This window comes from Pseudomonas sp. A125, assembly GCF_055409485.1.
This window is the reverse complement of sequence record NZ_JBUZVP010000007.1, coordinates 60,839-78,947: the sequence shown is the minus strand read 5'-3', so window position 1 is coordinate 78,947 and position 18,109 is coordinate 60,839. Positions and strand designations below refer to the sequence as shown.

Sequence of the window (18,109 nt, the reverse complement as noted above, 5' to 3'; positions counted from 1 at the left end):
TGCTTCATCGAAATTGTTGTTTTTGTGCTTCGAAAGCCTTGGGTGGCAATGCCGATCCGTTAAGCACGAATACCCTACCTGTGGCGAGGGAGCTTGCTCCCGCTGGGCTGCGTAGCGGCCCTGAAATCTTGGGAGCGCTGCGCACTCCCGCGGGAGCAAGCTCCCTCGCCACAGGTCACGGGTGACCCGCTCTATCTCTAACCGACCGGCACTAGCCTTGGTGGTGCTTTATTGGTGGCGGTGGCCCTCCTCTCGCAGCAAGGCCTGCAAGGTGTCCAGGCGGGCGCCTTCGAAGGCAATGACGGTGCCTTGCTCGAACACCCGGCGCGCCAGGCCCGTGAGCACGGCGCCGGGAGGCAGTTCGATATGCAGGCGCACGCCACGCTCATAGGCGCTTTGCACAGTGCCGCGCCAATCGACGATGCGGCACATGTTGAAGGCGAGGTCGTCGCGCAGGTGTTCTGTGTTGTGTATCGGCCGGGCGCGGGTGCTGCTCAGGTAGGTGATGCTCGGCGTTTTCAGTGTCACTTCGGCAAACGCCTGGGCCAGTGCCTCGGCGGGCTTTTCCAGTAGCGCGCAATGGGACGGCACGCTGACGGCCAGGCGTTTGGCAACGCCGTTGCCGCGGACCAGATTGGCCACGGCCTTCATTGCTTCGTCGCTGCCGGCAATAACGGTCTGGCTGTCGGCATTGATATTGGCCAGGTACACCGGGGTTCGCGGGCTGTGGACCTGGGCGAGCAAGGCTTCGACGGTGGACAGGTCAGGGCCGATAAGCGCGGTCATGCCGTAGCCGTGGGGATACGCCTGTTGCATCAATTCGCCGCGCAGGCTGACGAGTTTCAGCGCGTCGGCAAAGTCCAGGGAGCCGGCAATAACGGCTGCGGGATAGGCGCCGATAGACAGGCCGGCGACATAATCGGGTGTGTGTTCCAGCAGGCGCGCACTGGCGACGCCGGCGATCAACAGGCACAACTGCACGGCGCGGGTCGAGGCCAGCGCTTGCGCAGAGTCGAGCCTCAGCACGTCCTCGTCCAAGGCCGCACTGGCTTGCTCCAGCACCGCGCGCGGCAATTGCTGGAGCATGCCGGGACGCTGGGCGCCCTGCCCCGGGAATGCCAGGAGGCTGCTCATGCCACGCCCTGCCACGGGTCGGTCACCAACTGCGCGCCGCTGGCATTCTTCAGCAGCACACGGCGAGAACCACCGGCCCATTCACGTAGGGCGACCGCACCAAAAGGCGTTTGCAGTTGCAGGTCCACGGCGCACACCGCCGTGTCCAGTATCGCCAGCAGGTCCTCGGCGTCGCCGCGATCAAGCCGCTCGGGCGTGCGCAGAATCAAATCCAGATCACTCTTGGCGTGCAGCGCGTCGATGCCGCTGGCCAGCTCAAAACCGGCACTGCCGGTGACGCCCCAAGTCTCCTTCACCAGCACCGGTCGCAATTGAGCCAGCGCCTGCAACGCCGGTAAATCCCGGGGCGAAATCACACCGCGCAGGGCTTCCGGCACCACGCACAGATGCACCGCCGAAGTCGGCATCACAGCGGCGAAACGCTGTTCGCGCAAGCGCCCGCGTACACCCACCGCCACATGACCTGGCGGCGCAATCGCGCGCCGCACCACCACCGGATGCCCGGCGTCCAACGCCTCCAGCACCCAGGCCGGCGCATCAGCGGGCGCATGCGCCGGGGTCATGCCCCAGAGCAAGTCGTGGGCGTTCACCATTGCTCCCGCAGCATTTGGCGCACATTGCTTGAGGCGGCGCGGTTGGTGGCGCCCAGGCGACCGCTGAGGTCACGGCCACCCGCCTGCACATCCTTGATCGCGTGCACCAGGCAATCACTGACCCGCGCTATATCTTCGGGGGTTGGCTGTTCAATCTGGCTGACCGACAAGGTCTCCCAGAGCAAGCCGAGGCTGGCATAACTGTCGATGTCATAGGCCATCGGCGGTACGCTGGCGGCCAGGGCTTCCAGCTCTTCGACACTGCGCAGGGTCACCCGCGCCGCCGACGCCTTGCCCATGGCATGCACCATCACGCCGGGGTCGCGCAGGGCAATCAGCCGGTTGGCCTGGTAACCATGGGCGAGGAAGGCGCCGGACATCGCCTTGCCTACCAGCAGCGCGATCACCGGATGACCGGCCAAGCGGGCGCGGGCGTAGCTGTCGGCAGCGGCGGCCAATGCCTGGTGGATGCCCAACGCTTCTTCGCGCCGGCCATAAGCCTGGCTCGGCACATCGACAAGCGCAATCAGCGGACGCTTGTCGCCGGTGTTGATCGCCTCATCAACCGCCTTGGCCAAGCCCCAGCCTTCGAGCAAACCGACCTCACCATTGCGAGCGCGAGGAAAGCGGTTTTGTGCATCGGTGACCACCGCGATAAAGCGCACCGGCTGATCACCGAGTGCACCGTCGGCAACTCTCAGCGAGTTCGGCAAACCGCTCACCGGCGTTGCATCGCCGCTCAACGCGTTGAACCATTGCAAGCCTCTCATGAGCGTTCTCCCTGATACAGATCGCGAACCGTCGCCGGGTCGATTTGCGGTTCGGCGTTCAGTGCAGCCAGGCGCTCCAGGTAATGTTCGACCTGACGGCTGCGCTGTGTTTGCGGCAAGCCTTGTTGCAGCAGCTGCGTGACGTGCTGCTGAATCTGCGCCACGTCGTCGGCCACATAACGGTCGGCCAAGCCGCTGTTGAAGCGCTGCTCGCCGCCGGTCAGGCTCCAGATGAAGGGCCGGTCGCGGGAGTCGTATTCCTCAAGCCCGGCTTCCTGTTCGATCACCTGCGGGCCGTTCAGGCCAAGGCGCGCCTCGCGGGTCACCAGCAGATAACTGCACAGGCCGGCCGCGATGGACATGCCGCCAAAACAACCGACACTGCCCGCCACCACGCCGATCACCGGCTGGTACTGGCGCAGGTCGACAATCGCCGCATGGATATCGGCGATGGCGGCCAAGCCCAGGTTGGCTTCCTGCAAGCGCACGCCGCCGGTTTCCAGCAGCAGGATGGCGCGCGTCGGGATGCCGTTGCGGTTGTCTTCAGCGGCCAGCTCCAGGGCGCCGGCCATCTTCGCGCCGCCGACTTCACCGAGGCTGCCGCCCTGGAAATTGCCTTCGATAGCGGCGATGACCACCGGCAAACCGGCGATGCTGCCCTTGGCAATCACCACGCCGTCATCTGCCTGAGGCACTACGCCCTGGCGACTCAGCCAGGGCGACATGACGCGTTGGAATGGGTCGATCAGTTCGCGATAGCTGCCCGCGTCGAGCAAGGCCTTGGCCCGTTGCCGCGCGCCGAGTTCGACGAAGCTGTGTTTATTCAGCAAATCAGTCATGACCGATCTCCTCGAAGCCTTGCTCCAGGCGCAGGCGCACCACGCCCGGGGTCGCACCGAAGTCGTGGATATCGATGTTCAATGCGGGAGGTGTTTGCTCCTGGAAGATCCGTTCAAACAGGTGCTGCCAACGCAGCTGCGCACCGTTGACCGAGGTCTGCACCTGAATCGTCAAGGTGCCGGCAGTGCCCGGTTCCAGCAGCACTTCCAGGTCGCCGGAGCCGACACACCCCACCAGCGCACGGCCCTTGCCAGGCGGCCCGGCGGGGAATTCAAAGGATAAGGTTTCCATCACAGCGCTCCGTCGAGGCGGTCGATAAACAGGCAGGCGGCCAACAGGTCGGCGGCGCCACCGGGGGAGGCATTCAGCGCCAGCAGTTGCTGGTCCAGCTCGTGCAATTGGCGGCGGCCGGCGAGGCTTGCACTGCCACCGGCGTCCAGCACCGCTTGGGCGCCTTGTTGCATGGCCTGCAAGCCTTCGGGGCCAGCGCGATAGAGCACGCAGGTGTCGGCCAGGTCGGTCATGATCGCCAGCAAGGCATCGAGGCGAGCGTTCTGTTCGCCGTGTTGCTGCACGCGGCTTTTTTGCAACTGCGGGAGGCCGCGTTGCAGCACCGAGGGGAAGCCCAATTGCGCTTCTTCACGAGCACCGCGAGCGCCGTAGCGTTGTGCGACCAGGGCGCCATGGCTTAACGGTTGTGGTGCGTAGCGGTCGTTGAGCAAGGCCAGGCGGGCGGCGCGTAACGTCAGCGCGCTGGCGTTGCCGGATTCGGGATGCAATGCGGCGGCGGCGACTAATAAGCCAATCGCCCAAATCGCACCACGATGGGTGTTCACGCCGTTGGTGGTGACGAGCATCGCCTGTTCGCCTTCGCGACCGATTCGCCCAAGGGCTTCACGCAAGGGCAAACCCACTTCGCCAAACTCGATAGCCGCCTCGGCCATTTCCTTGAACGCCGGCCACAACGACAGCGCCGAAGCGTGCATCAAGCCGAGGTGCAAATCGGTGTGGGCGCCGTTGCCGCGACGGTCCACCAGGGCGGGTTTTGGTGACAGGTCGGCCTCATCAATCAAGGCGTCGACGGCCATGTCGGCCAGCCGTTCGGCCAGGGTCAGGTCGTGCAGTTTGAGTGCGTGCATTTACCAGCTCCTGAACTTGGCGGGCGGGTTGTACAAGCCACCGGACCACTCCACCAGATCGGCCACGCTCTTGGCGGCCAGCAGCTCGCGGGTGGCGTCGGTGCGGCGGATGCCGAGGTCTTCGGGCAGCGCGATCAAGCCTTCGCGGCGCATGCGAGCGGTGTCCTTGGGGTTATGGCGCATGCCGATGGCCGTCACACCGGCCACGGCAGCGATCATCGCCTGGCGCTCTTCGAGCGAGCGAGCCTTGTACAGGTAGGCGATGCCTTCTTCGGTGAGCAGGTGGGTGACGTCGTCGCCGTAGATCATGATCGGCGCCAGCGGCATGCCGCTTTTGCGTGCCACTTCTACCGCATCGAGGGTTTCGACGAAGGTCGGTTTGCCGCCTTCCTGGAACGTCTCGACCATCTGCACCACGAGCTTTTTGCCGCGTTCGAGCAAGGCCTCGGGAGCGTCGTCGTGGCGCATGTCGAGCCAGGCGGGTGTGCCATGGCGGCGACCGCGCGGGTCGTGGCCCATGTTCGGCGCGCCACCGAAACCGGCGAGGCGGCCACGGGTGACGGTGGAGGAATGACCGTCGCCATCAACTTGCAAGGTGGCGCCGATAAACAGGTCCACCGCGTATTGGCCGGCCAGTTGGCAGAACATCCGGTTGGAACGCAGCGAGCCGTCGCGACCGGTGAAGAACACATCCGGGCGGGCGGCGATGTAGTTTTCCATGCCCAGCTCGGTGCCGAAGCAATGCACGCTTTCCACCCAGCCGCTTTCGATGGCCGGGATCAGGGTTGGGTGTGGGTTGAGGGTCCAGTTGCGGCAAATCTTGCCCTTCAAGCCCAGGGATTCACCGTAGGTGGGCAAGATCAACTCGATAGCGGCGGTGTTGAAACCGATGCCGTGGTTCAGCGACTGAACGTTGTGTTTTTCATAGATGCCACGGATCGCCATCATCGCCATCAACACATGCACCGGCTTGATGTGCCGTGGGTCGCGGGTGAACAGCGGTTCGATATAGAAAGGTTTATCAGCGACCACCACGAAGTCGACCCAGCTCGCGGGAATGTCGACGCGAGGCAGGTCGGTGACGTCATCCACCAGTTGGTTGACCTGCACAATGACGATGCCATCGCTGAAGGCGGCCGGTTCAATCAGCGCTGGCGTGTCTTCAGTGCTGGGGCCGGTATAGATATTGCCGGCGCGGTCGGCCATGAAACCGGCGGAGAGCACCACGTTGGGGATCAGGTCCACCACCAGCCGCGCATAGAGTTCGATGTAGGTGTGGATCGCGCCGATTTCCAGCAGGCCGTCTTCCAGCAACTGGCTGATGCGCAAGGATTGGGTGCCGGCGAAAGAGAAATCCAGCTTGCGGGCGATGCCCTTTTCAAACAGGTCCAGGTGCTCGGAGCGCCCGACGCTGGGCATGATCATGTGCAAGTCGTGGAGCTTGGCGGGGTCGGCCTTGGCCAGGGAGCGGGAGAGAAAATCCGCCTGCTTCTGGTTGTTGCCTTCCAGCACCACACGGTCGCCGGGGAGGATCAGGGCTTCCAGGGCTTCGACGATACGGTCGCTGGGGAGCACGGCGCCGTCGGCGAAGGATCGCACCAATGCGAGGCGGCGCTGCTTCTCATCGCGCCGCCGCGTCCAGCGCGAGTCGGGGGAAGTTGTTGTTGTCATGGTCGCTCCACGGGATGTGCTGTCGTGGGCTGTACCTTAGGAGGGTATGGGGGGGGCATCAATCAAGCTGGACGGTGGATTGTTACGATTGGAGTAATGGTTCTTCAGCAAACGCTGGTTTAGAACCGACAGAGATCAAATGTGGGAGCTGGCTTGCCTGCGATGGCATCACTGCGGTGAGCCTGACTCACCGAGTCGCCCGCATCGCAGGCAAGCCAGCTCCCACATTTTGATCGGCTGTGTGCTTAAGAACGTACACATGAGTGCCAAATTGGGACTCATCCCACTTCGTCACATCGCCGCTGGGCTCACCTGCTCCAGAGCCTGATCAACCAGTAACTGCCCCAGCTCACTCATCTGTTGAATAGCCAGCACCACGCCGCGCTGGGAGCCTTCCAATTCGAAGGTCAGGTCGGAGGTCAGGGCGTTGAGTGAGGCAAAGGGTTCAGAAGCGTTGGCCAGCAAGGCTTCGGTGGATTGAGAGGGCGTGACGGTAAAGAGTGAAGATGAAGCGGAAGTCGGAAAGTAATGATCCATGGCACGCTCGGCGGCGGCCTGGAGTTTGCGGTGTTCGATTTCAGCGTTGTGGGGCGGATTGGGGGTAGGTTTGAACATGATGTGCAGCTCCGATATGTATTAGGGAAGCTGACACCGTCCGCTTGCACGCGAATAAGGTGGCAGCTGTGCGCAGGTGTGCAAGACCGGGCATATCGGACCCGGCAGACCCCGAGGGATCTCCCACGCACAGCCGCCATAAGAAATACAGCAGGGATAAAAAACGCCCGTTGAATGGCTATGGGCGTTGGTGCGCCGATATGTAACCGGACTTGCACGTCCGTGTCACCGTTTTTTGCGATGACGGACGAAGACCAGGCGTGATCGCAGGGCACAACAAGTTCATGTACAGCGCGAGAAGTTGCAGGAAAAATCCGAACGCAAACACGCGCCGATTGTTCCTACGAGCTTTTCGGGTTGTCGCTCGGAATCGTCCCATCTAGCCTTCATGTCCAAATCGCATAGCCGCTGAAAGCGGCCGAATGCAAAGCGCCAACGACAAGCGGCAAAGCAGTTGTAGTGAGCAGCCCCACCCCGCTCATTACAAGGGTCACAGGAACCCATCCATATTGATTGCCTATAACTATACTAAATATTTATTTTAGATCGCATTTAAGCATACATAATAATTAGTTTTGTATGCTCATAACCAATCAATAAATATCGAAACGTATACTTAAAGGCATACAATAAGCTACATACGAATACTTCCAGGCTAAAAAAGGTGGCATCTCATGGCCTCATCCGATCTCTCTAAATTGCGCCTGACCCAAGTGGAGCGGGCCCTCGAACCCTTTGAAGCACTGCGAGGCAAGCCCACGCCGCCGGGCGGCTGGCTGCGCTCCATCAGGGAAGCACTGGGCCGATCGTTAAGGGCTCAAGCCGCCTTGGTTGGCGTAGCCTTCGCAACCTTGCAACAGTCGGAGCGGGCCGAAGCCGAAGATCGGATCACACTCGCGCAATTACGCAAGCTGGCGGCGGGTTTGGACTGCGAACTCGTCTACGCCCTGGTGCCACGAAAACCACTGCACCAGACGGTTGAAGCCCGCGCCGAATGGCTGGCCAGACAAGAGATTATGGGTGTCACCCACACAATGAGCCTTGAAGATCAGCGGCCTTCAGATACGTTCATCGAAAGCCAAGTGGAGGATCGACGAAAAGAACTGCTCTCCGGATCGTGGGCTCGACTATGGCGATAGGGCTTGAACTCAAACCTGGGCAAACACCGTTAGACCCTGATGAAGCCGCAGGCCTGAAGCCAAAGCACATCGGTACTCAAGGTGAACTTGATGAATGGGAAGCGGCAAACATCATCAAAGCGATGCGCTGGCTTGGGCGGCAAAAAAAATTGGACGTCCTGGACGAACACTTCTGCCGTCAACTTCACATCAAAATGTTCAGCGATACCTGGATCTGGGCCGGGACGTTTCGCAAGTCCGACAAAAATGTTGGCTGCGACTGGACAAAAATCTCAGTCAACCTGCGCCAGTTACTCGATAACACGACCTACTGGCTGGAGCACGACGTGTTCCCTGCCGAAGAGGTGGCTGTGCGCTTCCACCACCAACTCGTGTCGTTGCACCCATTCCCCAATGGAAACGGACGACACTCACGCCTTATGGCCGACTGCCTCCTGAGGCAGCAAGGGCTCGCTCCGTTCTCTTGGGGAAGCGCGAATCTGATAGCAGCCAATGAAGTGCGTACGTTATATATCCATGCACTGCGTGCCGCCGACATAAATGACTACGGCCCGCTTCAGGCTTTCGTGCGCAGTTGAGCGTATGTTGCCACCCGACGGAGATTGAGATTAATTGGTAAAGCAGTGTGCTCGTAGGGTGGCAGTTGTGCGCAGGGATGTCATTCCGATCAACGCCATTCCTGTTGAGTCACCAACTGTTCAACCCACTTCAACAACGCTTGTGTATGCGCGATCAGTTGCTCCAACAACCCCGCGTCACCGTTTTTTGCGATGACAGACGAAGACTAGGCGCGATCGCAGGGCACAACAAGTTCATGTACAGCGTGAGAGGTTGCAGGAAAAATCCGATAAGCGCCCAAAGAGCTGTATGCCAACAGGTGGGTGGCAACCATGTGCAGGTGTGCAAGACCGGATCTGTTTAGGACATCCGGTAGATTCGAAATCTCCCACACATAATTGCCAAAAACTCGGACTCGCTCGATCAATCGGTTTTGGAGGCTGGATAAAACGTCATTCGCACACTGAGGGCGCCAAGATTCTCCAGAGCAAAAAAGAGGCCACTTGTAGGATCGATTCGGCTCTGACAGGTTGCGCAGATTGCTCCGACAGACTTTTAGGGTTGTTGCTCGGAATCGCCCTGTCTGGCCTTCATGGCTATATGAGATAGCTGCCGGACACGACTGAATGGATATGCACAACCCTCCTCATCCAGGCGAAACTCTGCTTGAAGAAGTGATCCCGGCCTTGGCCATCACCATTACTGAAATGGCACGGCGCCTTGGCTTCGCCAGAGAGACCTTCTCTAGAATCCTCCACGGGCATGCGCCCATCAGACCGGATCTTGCCGTAAGGCTTGAACGAGCAGGTATCAGCAAAGCTCGGTTGTGGCTATCGATGCAAAGTGCCTATGACCTGTGGCAAGCAGAGCATCGAGAGCAACCGAAAATCGAGCGGTTTGCACGGATTGACTGACAAAAATCCGACCGGGCATTCAACGCGCCATGACATTAACCAACACATGCAAAATGAACGCAGGCCCGTAACAAGGTTCCCCCTGCGCATCCTCAATTCTCCAGATTGAAGCCACCGTGCAGGTTTCCCTGGGTGCTGCAAACTCCACACTGATATGCACCGGCTGACCCGGCAGCGTATCGGCAATAGGGAGTTCGCTGTGCAGGCTACGCAGGTGAGTATCCATCACCACCTCCAGCTGGCCTTGTGCGTCAGCACGACGGGCAATCACATATTCCCCGTCAACACGCACCAGTCGCCGCCCACGCCACGGTCGTGTGCCCAGATTCTGAATCTCCCAGGTTTTCTGAAAAACCTCCCCCGGCAACACCACCGTCTGATCAGGCGTCGTGACATCCGCATTGAAGACCGCAACGTCTTCCGGATCATCAATACCTACAGCGCGATTGGTGGCAGCCATTGAGCACGCATTGGCGGGAGCGCCTGTCAGGTCAGCGAAGTAGCGAAACAGCAGCAAAGGAGAAACCTGCAACGCCTTGGCCAACTTGATCAACGTCCGTACCGACGGGTCCTTGGACGCACCGCCCGCCAGACCGTACAGGTAGGTCCTGGAGATTCCCGCCTCCTTGGCCAACGTCGTCAGGGGCTTGCCCAACTCTCGGCTGCGTCGCGCAACCAGTGACCTGAGGGTATCTCGCGTTTTTATATTCATACGGAGTTTTCGGTTCCCACTTTTAGGTGAACGTCATTTTTTTGTCCGCCAAAAAAGACAACCTGCCCGTCGCCACGTGTCTTGAACCATGCACACTCGCCACCTGCTGGCGATGTTGTGAAGGACATGGATGGCTCCCTTTTAGTCGGTCATATCCAGTGTCGTAGTTTCTCGCATGCTTGCGAACCTAGTGTTTGTTGCATTCCTTTACATCTACCTTTGGATATAGCCATGACCCACATCAAAGCGTGCTGTGAATCCATTGCTCGAACAGGCTTTGGCACCCTGCAAATATCAGAAGCGATGCTGCTGGATTACAAAAAAATCGTTGATGGATACTCCTCAATATCGGCAGCCACCAAGGCCTCGTTTTCCTTCGCGAAAGACACCGATGGATTTTTCCCCTTTGGCGCTGAGTACTCGAGCGTTGAGGATCAGCCAGACCTGTGTGAGCGATTTTGTTACTGGCCTGCGCATTCATCAAAACGAAAGGCTTTTGAGTTCACAAGAAGTGAGGAGCCGGTACGCCTCTTGGAGAACGAGATAGCAATCTTGGCCGGGTCGTTACTCACTGAGCTCTCAGACTATGCGATTCCCGCTGCATACCACGCGGTTTTGACTCCTCGAACACCAATACCACGCAGCTCTCTGATTTACTTCGTTAACCCTGATGCGGAGCAGGAACTGACAGGTTTTTTCCGCCACCAGACGATCGACTTGAAAGGCGCCGTCAACGCGCGCCATACCGGTTTCGGTAATCAACCCCTTCAATTGACCTGATAACCAGGTGGCCGAGCACTTCATGATTCCTGACTTCAACGCCCTTTATCTTGAAGGTCTGATATTAGGCATCGGATTGTTCGCCGCTCCTGGACCGAAGGACACCCTGGTCATTCGGCAGGGTGTCAGTCGCGGTCCCGTCTGGGGCGTGGTGGCGGTATGCGTGTTCGCCGATATCATCCTCATCGCTCTTGGCGTTACGGGCTTGGGCTCATTGCTCGGCAGCCAGCCAGGTTTGGTAGCTTTTTTGCTGCTGTCAGGAGCGGCCTATCTATTGTGGTTCGGTGGGCAGAGGTTATTGGCGTGCGTGCGTAACCAGTCGATGCCAGAGACTCAGGGTGACCTCACCTCACAACGAGGATTATTGCGCACGGCGGTGATACTTGGATTTGCCAATCCGTATGCCTGGCTGGATACCGTGGTGCTGATTGGCTCTATTGGTGCGGCAAAGCCCATCAGCCAACAAGCGTCCTTCGCCAGCGGGGCGATGACCGCGTCGCTGGTGTGGTTTGTGGTTTTGGCATTGGGCTGTCAAAGGCTGACGGGGTTGTTTCGTTCGGCAACGGTCTGGCGTTTACTGGACGCGGGTGTGGCGGTTTTGATGGTGTACCTGGCAGGGATGCTGATTGCTGATTTTCTGGTGCTGCATCCTCTCTGAAGGAAAAAGGCCCATGAGTGTCTGGTTGTAAGAGGTTGCCGGTTTTGGGTCCGCTTCGCAGCCCAACGGGAGCAATCTCCCTCGCCACAGGGGTCTTGATTGGGCTTGGGAAATGGGGGTGTCAGGCCAATCCGGCCTCGACCAACAACGCTTCCAACCCCATCAGGTCCGGCACCCTGGCCACATGCTCCCCCACCTGCACCGCCGCCAACTCCAGCGGGCACAACGGCACGTCTACATAACTCAACTGGCTGTCGAGCTTGTACGAACGCGGAATTCCCTGGATCACCAACGCGATAAACTTCAACGTCGGCCGCCCGCCCAGGGCATTCAGCACCACAATCCGTGCCCGCTCGCCCACCACGCCTGACTCGCCACACGCCGCTTCAAAGCTGATCAACGGCAACTGCCGATCGCGCCACGTGACTTGCCGCAAATACCACGGCGGCGCGTCGCTGGCCGGTTCGCCGCGCTGGAAGTCGATCAGCTCGGCCACGGCGACGTTGGGCAATAACAGGTGGCGGTCGGCCAACGGCAGCAGCAAGCCGGTGAGTTGCGTTGCGCGGTGATCAAGCACGGGACTTGCTCCAATACGCGATGCTTTCCAGCAGCACCGACTCTTGATAAGGCTTGCCGAGGTAGTCGTTGACGCCAATGGCCATCGCACGATCACGGTGTTTTTGCCCGGTGCGGGAGGTGATCATGATGATGGGCATGCGCATCAGCCGTGGGTCGTCGCGCACCTGGATGGCCACTTCGAAGCCGTCCATGCGCGGCATTTCGATGTCGAGCAGCATCAGGTCCGGGGTGTGTTCTTCCAGCACGGCCATGGCGTCGATGCCGTCTTTGGCGGTGAGCACGTTCATGCCGTTGCGCTCCAGCAGGCGGCTGGTGACTTTGCGCACGGTAACTGAGTCGTCCACCACCAGCACCAGCAGCGGGCGCTTTTTCAGGGGGTCGTTGAGGGGCAACGGTGTATCGGCCGCCTGGGCCGGCAAGGCCGGTGGCCGCGCACGGATATGCGCCAGCAGGTCGATGATCAGTACCACGCGGCCGTCGCCCAAAATTGTGGCGCCAGACAATCCCTTCACTCCAGAAAATTGCGGCCCCAGGCCCTTGACCACGATCTCCCGGGTGCCGGCCATGGCATCGACTTGCACTGCCACGCGCCGCTCGTTGCACTGCACCAGCAGCACCGGCAGTGGCTGATACTGGCCCAGCAGTTTCGGGCGGCTGACGGTGTGCAGCAGGTCGCCGAGGTAGAACAACTCGTAGCGTTGGCCGGCGTATTCATAACGCGGCGGGTCCAGCTGATAGTGCCCTTCCAGCTCGTGGGGCATGACCCGCACCAGGCCTTCGATGGTGTTCAGCGGGATCGCGTATTGATCGTCCGCACACTGCACCATCATCGCCTGGTTGACCGACACCGTGAACGGCAGGCGAATGCGAAAATGCACGCCCTCCCCCGGCGTCGAGTCGATGACCATCGAGCCGCCCAACTGGCGCACTTCCTCATGCACCACGTCCATGCCCACGCCACGCCCGGAAATCTGGGTGATTTTCTCGGCCGTGGAAAACCCCGGTTGCAGGATGAACTGCAACACGTCGCGGTCGCTGATTTCCAGGTTGGGGTCGAGCAAGCCGCGTTTGATCGCCTTGCGCCGCACAGCTTCAAGCGGCACGCCGGCGCCGTCGTCGCGCATGTCAAAAACGATGTCGCCGCCTTCGTGGGTCAGGTCCAGGGTGATGCGACCTTTCTCCGGCTTGCCCGCCAGCAGACGCGCATCACGAGACTCCAGGCCATGGTCGACGGCGTTGCGCAGCATGTGTTCCAACGGCGCGACCATGCGTTCCAGCACGTTGCGGTCCATCTCGCCTTCGGCGTTGCCAACGACAAACTCCACGTCCTTGCCCAGCTCGCCCGCCACTTGCCGCACGATACGTTTAAGGCGCGGCAGCACGCGTTCGAATGGCACCATGCGCGTACGCATCAGGCCTTCTTGCAACTCGGTGTTGATGCGCGCCTGTTGCTGCAGCAGGTTGTGGGCGTCCTGGTTGCGACGGTCGAGGGTTTCCTTGAGGTCGAGCAAGTCAGAGGCCGATTCGAACAAGGCACGGGACAGTTGTTGCAACTGGGAATGGCGGTCCATTTCCAGCGGATCGAATTCTTCGTAACCCAGGCGCTCGGCCTCGGCCTGTTGGCGGCTGAGGATGCGCCCCTGGGTTTCGGTGTCGAGGCGGCGCAGTTGGTCGCGCATGCGCTCGATGGTGGTTTCCACTTCATGCAGGGCGATGCTCGCATCGTTGACCTGTTGTTCGATGCGCCCACGGAAGATCGAGGTTTCACCGGCCAGGTTGACCAGGTCATCCAGCAAGTCGGCAGAAATTTTCACCATGTCGGCGGCCGGATCGCTGGCCGGTACCACCTCGGTTTTGGTCGCCGCCAACGCCACCGGTGCGGCTGTCACTTCAGCCGGATGCACCAGGCCTTTGATTCGCTCGATCAGTTGATCCACCGAGCCCACCGGCATCCCCGCCGCCACCGCATCGATCATCTGCGCCAGACGGTCGTGGCAACCTTGCAGCAACGCAAACAGGTCCGCCGAAGGCGCCAGCAACCCTGCCGACAGGCCTTCGTAGAGAAATTCCAGCTCATGGGCCAGGTCGCCAATGGGGCCGATCTCGACCATGCGGGCGCCACCCTTGAGGGTGTGCAGGTCGCGCAGCAGGGTCTCGACTTCCTGGCGACTTTTCGGCTCGGCCTGCCAGCGCAGCAGCGCGGCGCCGGAGCTGTCGAGGATGTCGGCGGCTTCTTCGAGAAAGATATCCAGCAACTCCGGATCGGTGCCTGGCGTCTCGACTTCGGCTGCCACTGCGGGCGCTACGTGCCCGGTGCCTTGGCGCAGTTCACGCAAGTTGCTGATCAGGTCGGTGGGGTCGTTCAGCGGCTGCTGGTGTTGCAACTGCTCAAGCAGCAGCGCCAGGCGTTCGTGGCCGGCCATCAACACGTTCGCCAGTTCGCTGGAGTAGCTGTAGCGCCGGTCTACCAAACCTTCGTAAAGGTTTTCCAACTCCAGTGCCAGGTCCCCCACCGCGCCGATTTCAGCCATGCGTGCGCCACCCTTGAGGGTATGTAAATCGCGCTGCAGCGACGAGAGCGGTGCGGCGTTATCCGGGTCCAGCAGCCAGCGCTTGAGGGACTGGCCGGCACTGTCGAGGATGTCTACCGCCTCTTCAAGGAAGATCTCGACAATCTCGTCATCCACCACAAAGCCCTGGTCCAGCTTCGCCGTGGCGGCACCCAGTTCGGAGATGCTCAGGGCGCGGCTGCCATCGGTTTTGATCAGGCCGGTGGCCGATGGGTCGAGGCCTTCATCCAGCAACTCGCGCAGGGCTCGCACCCGCGCCGGGGCCGCGCTGATTTCCTGGCCGGCAGCCAGTTGGTCGAGCATGTTGATCAGGGCTTCGTGGGCCTGCTCGGCCTCTTGGAAGAAGCGCTCGCTGACCGCCAGGCTGCTTTCTTCGACCGCGCCGTAGAGGTCGAGCAAGGCTTCGCACAGTTCGTCCATCGGGTGCAGGTCGGCCAGGTGTGCGCCTTCGCCAAGGGTGGTCAATTCGTCCAGCAGCGCACTCAGTTCCTGGCGCTCGCCGGGGTGTTGTTGCCAACGGCGCAGCAGGCTTTCAGCGTCCAGCAGGATGTCCATGCCCTGGGCCAGGAAGTTGGCGATCAACTGCGGATCGCGCTTGATACGCAGCCCGGTATTAGGCGCATTCAGCAGGGCTTCAAGCTGGTTGTTCAGCAGGTTTTGCGTACGCTCGATCAAACCCGCCGCGCCGTTGATGGCCGCGTGGGGATCAGTGTCCAGCTGGCGCACCCCGCGCTGAAAGAGCGCCTCGGCTTGCAGCAGCAATTCGACCTCATCCAGGTCCAGCGGCAGGCGGTGGGCCTTGTATTCGCGGGTCAGGTGGTCCAGTGGTCGCGCCAGCTCGGCGATGGGCAACACCCCGGCCATGTAGGCGCTGCCCTTGAGGGTGTGCAGCGCGCGTTGCAGTTCATCGCTGACTTGCAGCGGCACGTGCTCGGTGGCTTGTTGCAGGAAATGGTTGAGGCTGTCGAGGTGGCTCTGGGCTTCGTTGCGGAAGATTTCCAGCAACTGCGGGTCCAGGGCGGCCGGGTCTGTGGCCGACGGCTCGACACCACTGGCCAGGGCGTGCGCCCTTGCTGCCAGCTCGTCTACGTCATCGCGCTGGCGCTGGGCATCGGCAGCAAAATCGCTGATCAGCTCCGGCAACAATTCCACCACGTCATCCAGCACTGCTTGCACATCCGGGCCCGGCGCGACGCTGCGTTCCAGTACTCGGTTGAGCAGGTTTTCTACCGCCCAGGCCAACTCCGCCAACACCAAAGCACGGACCATGCGGCCGCTGCCTTTCAAGGTGTGGAAGGCACGGCGCATTTCACTCAGGCAGGCTTTGTCTTCAAGGCTCGCGGTGCCGACGGGCACGTAGCGGTGCAGCACATCGAGGACTTCGGCGGTTTCTTCGAGGAACACGTCGCGCAGTTCATCGTCGATGGCTTCCTCACCGGCGGGCGGCGGCAGAAGGCTGCCAGGCCGCTGGAGGGCGGGCGGGTTGAGGCGTGAGGTGGGGCTGGCCAGCGCATCCGCGAGAAACGGGGTTTGTTCCGCTGGCGCGTCATCCTGGGCAAGCAGTGCCTGGCGCCACGGCTTTTCGGCGGGCAAATAGCCCAGCGCTGCCAGGCCTTCAGCGGCGACTTCCAGCACACGTTCGCCCGGAGCGTCGTGGTCCTGGAGCATGCGTTCCAGGTAGTACTCAAGGCTGGTGAGCACATCGGCAAAATGCTCAAGCTGCGCCTCGGAAGGCGCGACCTCGCTGACCATCAATTGCTCATTGACGTAGTCATTGCAGCCACGCACCAGGCTCGCCGCACGGGGCAGCGGAATCATCGCCAGCGCGCCGCGCACCTGAGTCAGCAACTCGGGCAACGACTCCAGGCGCTGGCGGTCCCAGTGGGCCTCTATGCAGTCGATCACCAGCTCTTTGGCCTGGGTCAGGCACTGGCAGGATTCGCGGATCACCAGATGGTGGATCTGCGTCAGGTCGGTGGTGGGCAGGCGGCTTTCTTCGCGGCGTTCCGGCTCGACCGTGCCGACCATCCCGGCCAGCGTGGCTTCGACGTAGAGCAAGGCGCCGGCGACGTCCATCAACACCGCGTCGTTGGGCTCGCGCTGCCCTTGCGCCAGGCCGAGCACCACCGCCAGTTGGTCGATGATCACTTTGCGCGGCTGGCCGAAACCCAATACGGCGAGGGTGTCGGCGATCTGGCGCAAGGGCGCCAGCAAGGCCTCAAGGTCGGAGGCATGCTGGCGGTCGCTGCGTACGAACAGGTCCAGGCGCTCCTTGACCCGCACCAGCTCCTCGCACAGCGCGCCAAGCACCGAGCCCATCGCATCGCGGTCCGGCCCGGCCAGGCGGGCGCGTTCGGCATCCACCACGGCGCTGTCGGGCAGGGCTTCATCGAGGCCATAACGTTCTTTCAAACTTTGCATCCGTGGAGTCGGTCGGGTGACTTTGGCGACATAGAACAACAGGCTCTTGAGCAACTCATCCGGGGCCGGGGTGTTGATGCCGTTGATGCCCTGGACCAACAGGCGCTTGAGTTGCTTGTCGCAGGCCTTGAGCAAACTGCGCAACGCCGGGCTGTTGGCGACCACGCCGATGAGCATGCCTTCCACCAGCGCCGAGGTCACCTGCCACAACGGTAACAGCGGCGCACCATGGCACAGGGCTTCGAGGCGCGCGAACACCCGCGCCATGTCTTCCAAGTTGCTGGGCCCGTGGTCTTCGCGCAGCAAGCCGACCAGCGCCTGTTGCAGCATCTGCCGCCACTGGCGCAGCAACCCGGGGAAATCCTCCGGCGTGCGCTGGGCCAGTGCCTCCTCGGGCAACGGCGGGATCACCAGCAGTTGCGGGCTGAACAGGCTGGTCTCCGAGAGCAGGCTTTCGCCGCGCACGCTGCGCAGGTCGTTGAGCAGCGGCAGCACCACCAACGGCAGGTCGCGCCGGGCACTGTGTACGCGGTCGAGGTACAGCGGCAGTTGGCCCAGGCCCTGTTGCAGCAGGCGAATACCTTCGTCGCGCTGGCTGACGCGCGCGCCTTGCAGGGCCAGGGCCAGTTGTTCCATTTCTTCAGCAAACAGGGCCGCGCCGTAGAACTCGACCATCAGCAGGCTGCCATGCACCTGATGGATGCATTCCAGGCACTGGCCGATAGCCTCGCTGCTGCCGTCTTCCACATAGGCGTCCAGCGCCGAACGGGCCTGCTTCAGGGTTTCGGCAATTTCGCCCTTGACCCATTCGAGGGCCACGTAGTCGTGCCGATCAACCATAACCGCTCCCGTCTGAATTCATGAGTTGCTGTGTGACCACCGATTCCAGAATCAATGGAGGTCAAATGTGAGAGCGGGCTTGTTGTGGTGAGCGGGCTTGCCCCGCGTTGGGCTGCGAAGCAGCCCCATCAATCAGTGGTGAACCCGACGGGGGACAAGCCCCCTCACCACAACAA

Annotated in this window: 16 protein-coding genes; 5 read left to right on the top strand and 11 right to left on the bottom strand. The window is 61.3% G+C overall.

Annotated elements, in window-relative coordinates:
* Positions 1–228: 228 nt before the first annotated feature.
* The 8 genes from mdcH to ACZRN6_RS11505 form a co-directional block, all read right to left on the bottom strand.
* The gene (gene mdcH, locus ACZRN6_RS11540) at positions 229–1,134 is read right to left on the bottom strand and encodes a malonate decarboxylase subunit epsilon (RefSeq protein ID WP_322148098.1); all 906 of its coding nucleotides are present in this window, start codon (positions 1,132–1,134) and stop codon (positions 229–231) included.
* Positions 1,131–1,727 (bottom strand): malonate decarboxylase holo-ACP synthase, encoded by a 597-nt coding sequence (locus tag ACZRN6_RS11535; RefSeq protein WP_464007984.1) that lies wholly within the window; start codon positions 1,725–1,727, stop codon positions 1,131–1,133. Before ACZRN6_RS11535 ends, mdcH begins: the two co-directional genes overlap by 4 nt.
* A complete protein-coding gene (gene mdcE / locus ACZRN6_RS11530; RefSeq protein ID WP_464007983.1) occupies positions 1,721–2,497 on the bottom strand; it encodes a biotin-independent malonate decarboxylase subunit gamma in 777 nt (258 codons plus the stop codon). The genes ACZRN6_RS11535 and mdcE overlap by 7 nt, the downstream gene beginning before the upstream one ends.
* Entirely contained in the window at positions 2,494–3,336 is an 843-nt protein-coding gene (locus ACZRN6_RS11525) for a biotin-independent malonate decarboxylase subunit beta (RefSeq protein WP_464007982.1), read from the bottom strand. Before ACZRN6_RS11525 ends, mdcE begins: the two co-directional genes overlap by 4 nt.
* Positions 3,329–3,628, bottom strand: a complete 300-nt coding sequence (locus tag ACZRN6_RS11520) for a malonate decarboxylase subunit delta (protein WP_322148104.1) — start codon at positions 3,626–3,628, stop codon at positions 3,329–3,331. Before ACZRN6_RS11520 ends, ACZRN6_RS11525 begins: the two co-directional genes overlap by 8 nt.
* Positions 3,628–4,476, bottom strand: a complete 849-nt coding sequence (locus ACZRN6_RS11515; RefSeq protein ID WP_464007981.1) for a triphosphoribosyl-dephospho-CoA synthase — start codon at positions 4,474–4,476, stop codon at positions 3,628–3,630. Before ACZRN6_RS11515 ends, ACZRN6_RS11520 begins: the two co-directional genes overlap by 1 nt.
* Positions 4,477–6,147: a malonate decarboxylase subunit alpha gene (mdcA, locus tag ACZRN6_RS11510; protein ID WP_010167653.1), complete on the bottom strand. Its 1,671-nt coding sequence runs from the start codon at positions 6,145–6,147 to the stop codon at positions 4,477–4,479.
* Between the two features lie 291 nt (positions 6,148–6,438).
* Positions 6,439–6,762, bottom strand: coding sequence for a DUF6124 family protein (locus ACZRN6_RS11505; protein ID WP_464007980.1), 324 nt, complete (start codon positions 6,760–6,762; stop codon positions 6,439–6,441).
* A 674-nt stretch (positions 6,763–7,436) separates the two neighbouring features.
* Here ACZRN6_RS11505 and ACZRN6_RS11500 point away from each other — a divergent pair.
* The 3 genes from ACZRN6_RS11500 (at position 7,437) to ACZRN6_RS11490 (ending at position 9,373) form a co-directional block, all read left to right on the top strand.
* Positions 7,437–7,901 (top strand): mobile mystery protein A, encoded by a 465-nt coding sequence (locus ACZRN6_RS11500; RefSeq protein ID WP_322148107.1) that lies wholly within the window; start codon positions 7,437–7,439, stop codon positions 7,899–7,901.
* Positions 7,892–8,479 (top strand): mobile mystery protein B, encoded by a 588-nt coding sequence (locus tag ACZRN6_RS11495; RefSeq protein WP_322148108.1) that lies wholly within the window; start codon positions 7,892–7,894, stop codon positions 8,477–8,479. Before ACZRN6_RS11500 ends, ACZRN6_RS11495 begins: the two co-directional genes overlap by 10 nt.
* 606 nt (positions 8,480–9,085) lie before the next feature.
* Positions 9,086–9,373, top strand: coding sequence for a HigA family addiction module antitoxin (locus ACZRN6_RS11490; protein ID WP_464007979.1), 288 nt, complete (start codon positions 9,086–9,088; stop codon positions 9,371–9,373).
* A 19-nt stretch (positions 9,374–9,392) separates the two neighbouring features.
* Here the strand turns inward: ACZRN6_RS11490 and ACZRN6_RS11485 are convergent, their stop codons facing one another.
* Entirely contained in the window at positions 9,393–10,028 is a 636-nt protein-coding gene (locus ACZRN6_RS11485; RefSeq protein ID WP_322148111.1) for an NBR1-Ig-like domain-containing protein, read from the bottom strand.
* A 288-nt stretch (positions 10,029–10,316) separates the two neighbouring features.
* Here ACZRN6_RS11485 and ACZRN6_RS11480 point away from each other — a divergent pair, with 288 nt between their 5' ends.
* Both ACZRN6_RS11480 and ACZRN6_RS11475 read left to right on the top strand, forming a co-directional pair.
* On the top strand, positions 10,317–10,865 hold the full coding sequence (locus tag ACZRN6_RS11480; RefSeq protein WP_322148113.1) for a hypothetical protein: 549 nt from the start codon (positions 10,317–10,319) through the stop codon (positions 10,863–10,865).
* Between the two features lie 22 nt (positions 10,866–10,887).
* Complete coding sequence (locus ACZRN6_RS11475) at positions 10,888–11,523, top strand: LysE/ArgO family amino acid transporter (RefSeq protein WP_322148114.1); 636 nt, start codon at positions 10,888–10,890, stop codon at positions 11,521–11,523.
* Positions 11,524–11,644: 121 nt separating this feature from the next.
* Here ACZRN6_RS11475 and ACZRN6_RS11470 read toward each other — a convergent pair whose 3' ends face one another.
* Positions 11,645–12,100: a chemotaxis protein CheW gene (locus ACZRN6_RS11470; RefSeq protein WP_010167660.1), complete on the bottom strand. Its 456-nt coding sequence runs from the start codon at positions 12,098–12,100 to the stop codon at positions 11,645–11,647.
* Positions 12,093–17,933, bottom strand: coding sequence for an Hpt domain-containing protein (locus ACZRN6_RS11465; RefSeq protein WP_464007978.1), 5,841 nt, complete (start codon positions 17,931–17,933; stop codon positions 12,093–12,095). The genes ACZRN6_RS11470 and ACZRN6_RS11465 overlap by 8 nt, the downstream gene beginning before the upstream one ends.
* Between the last annotated feature and the right edge of the window lie 176 nt (positions 17,934–18,109).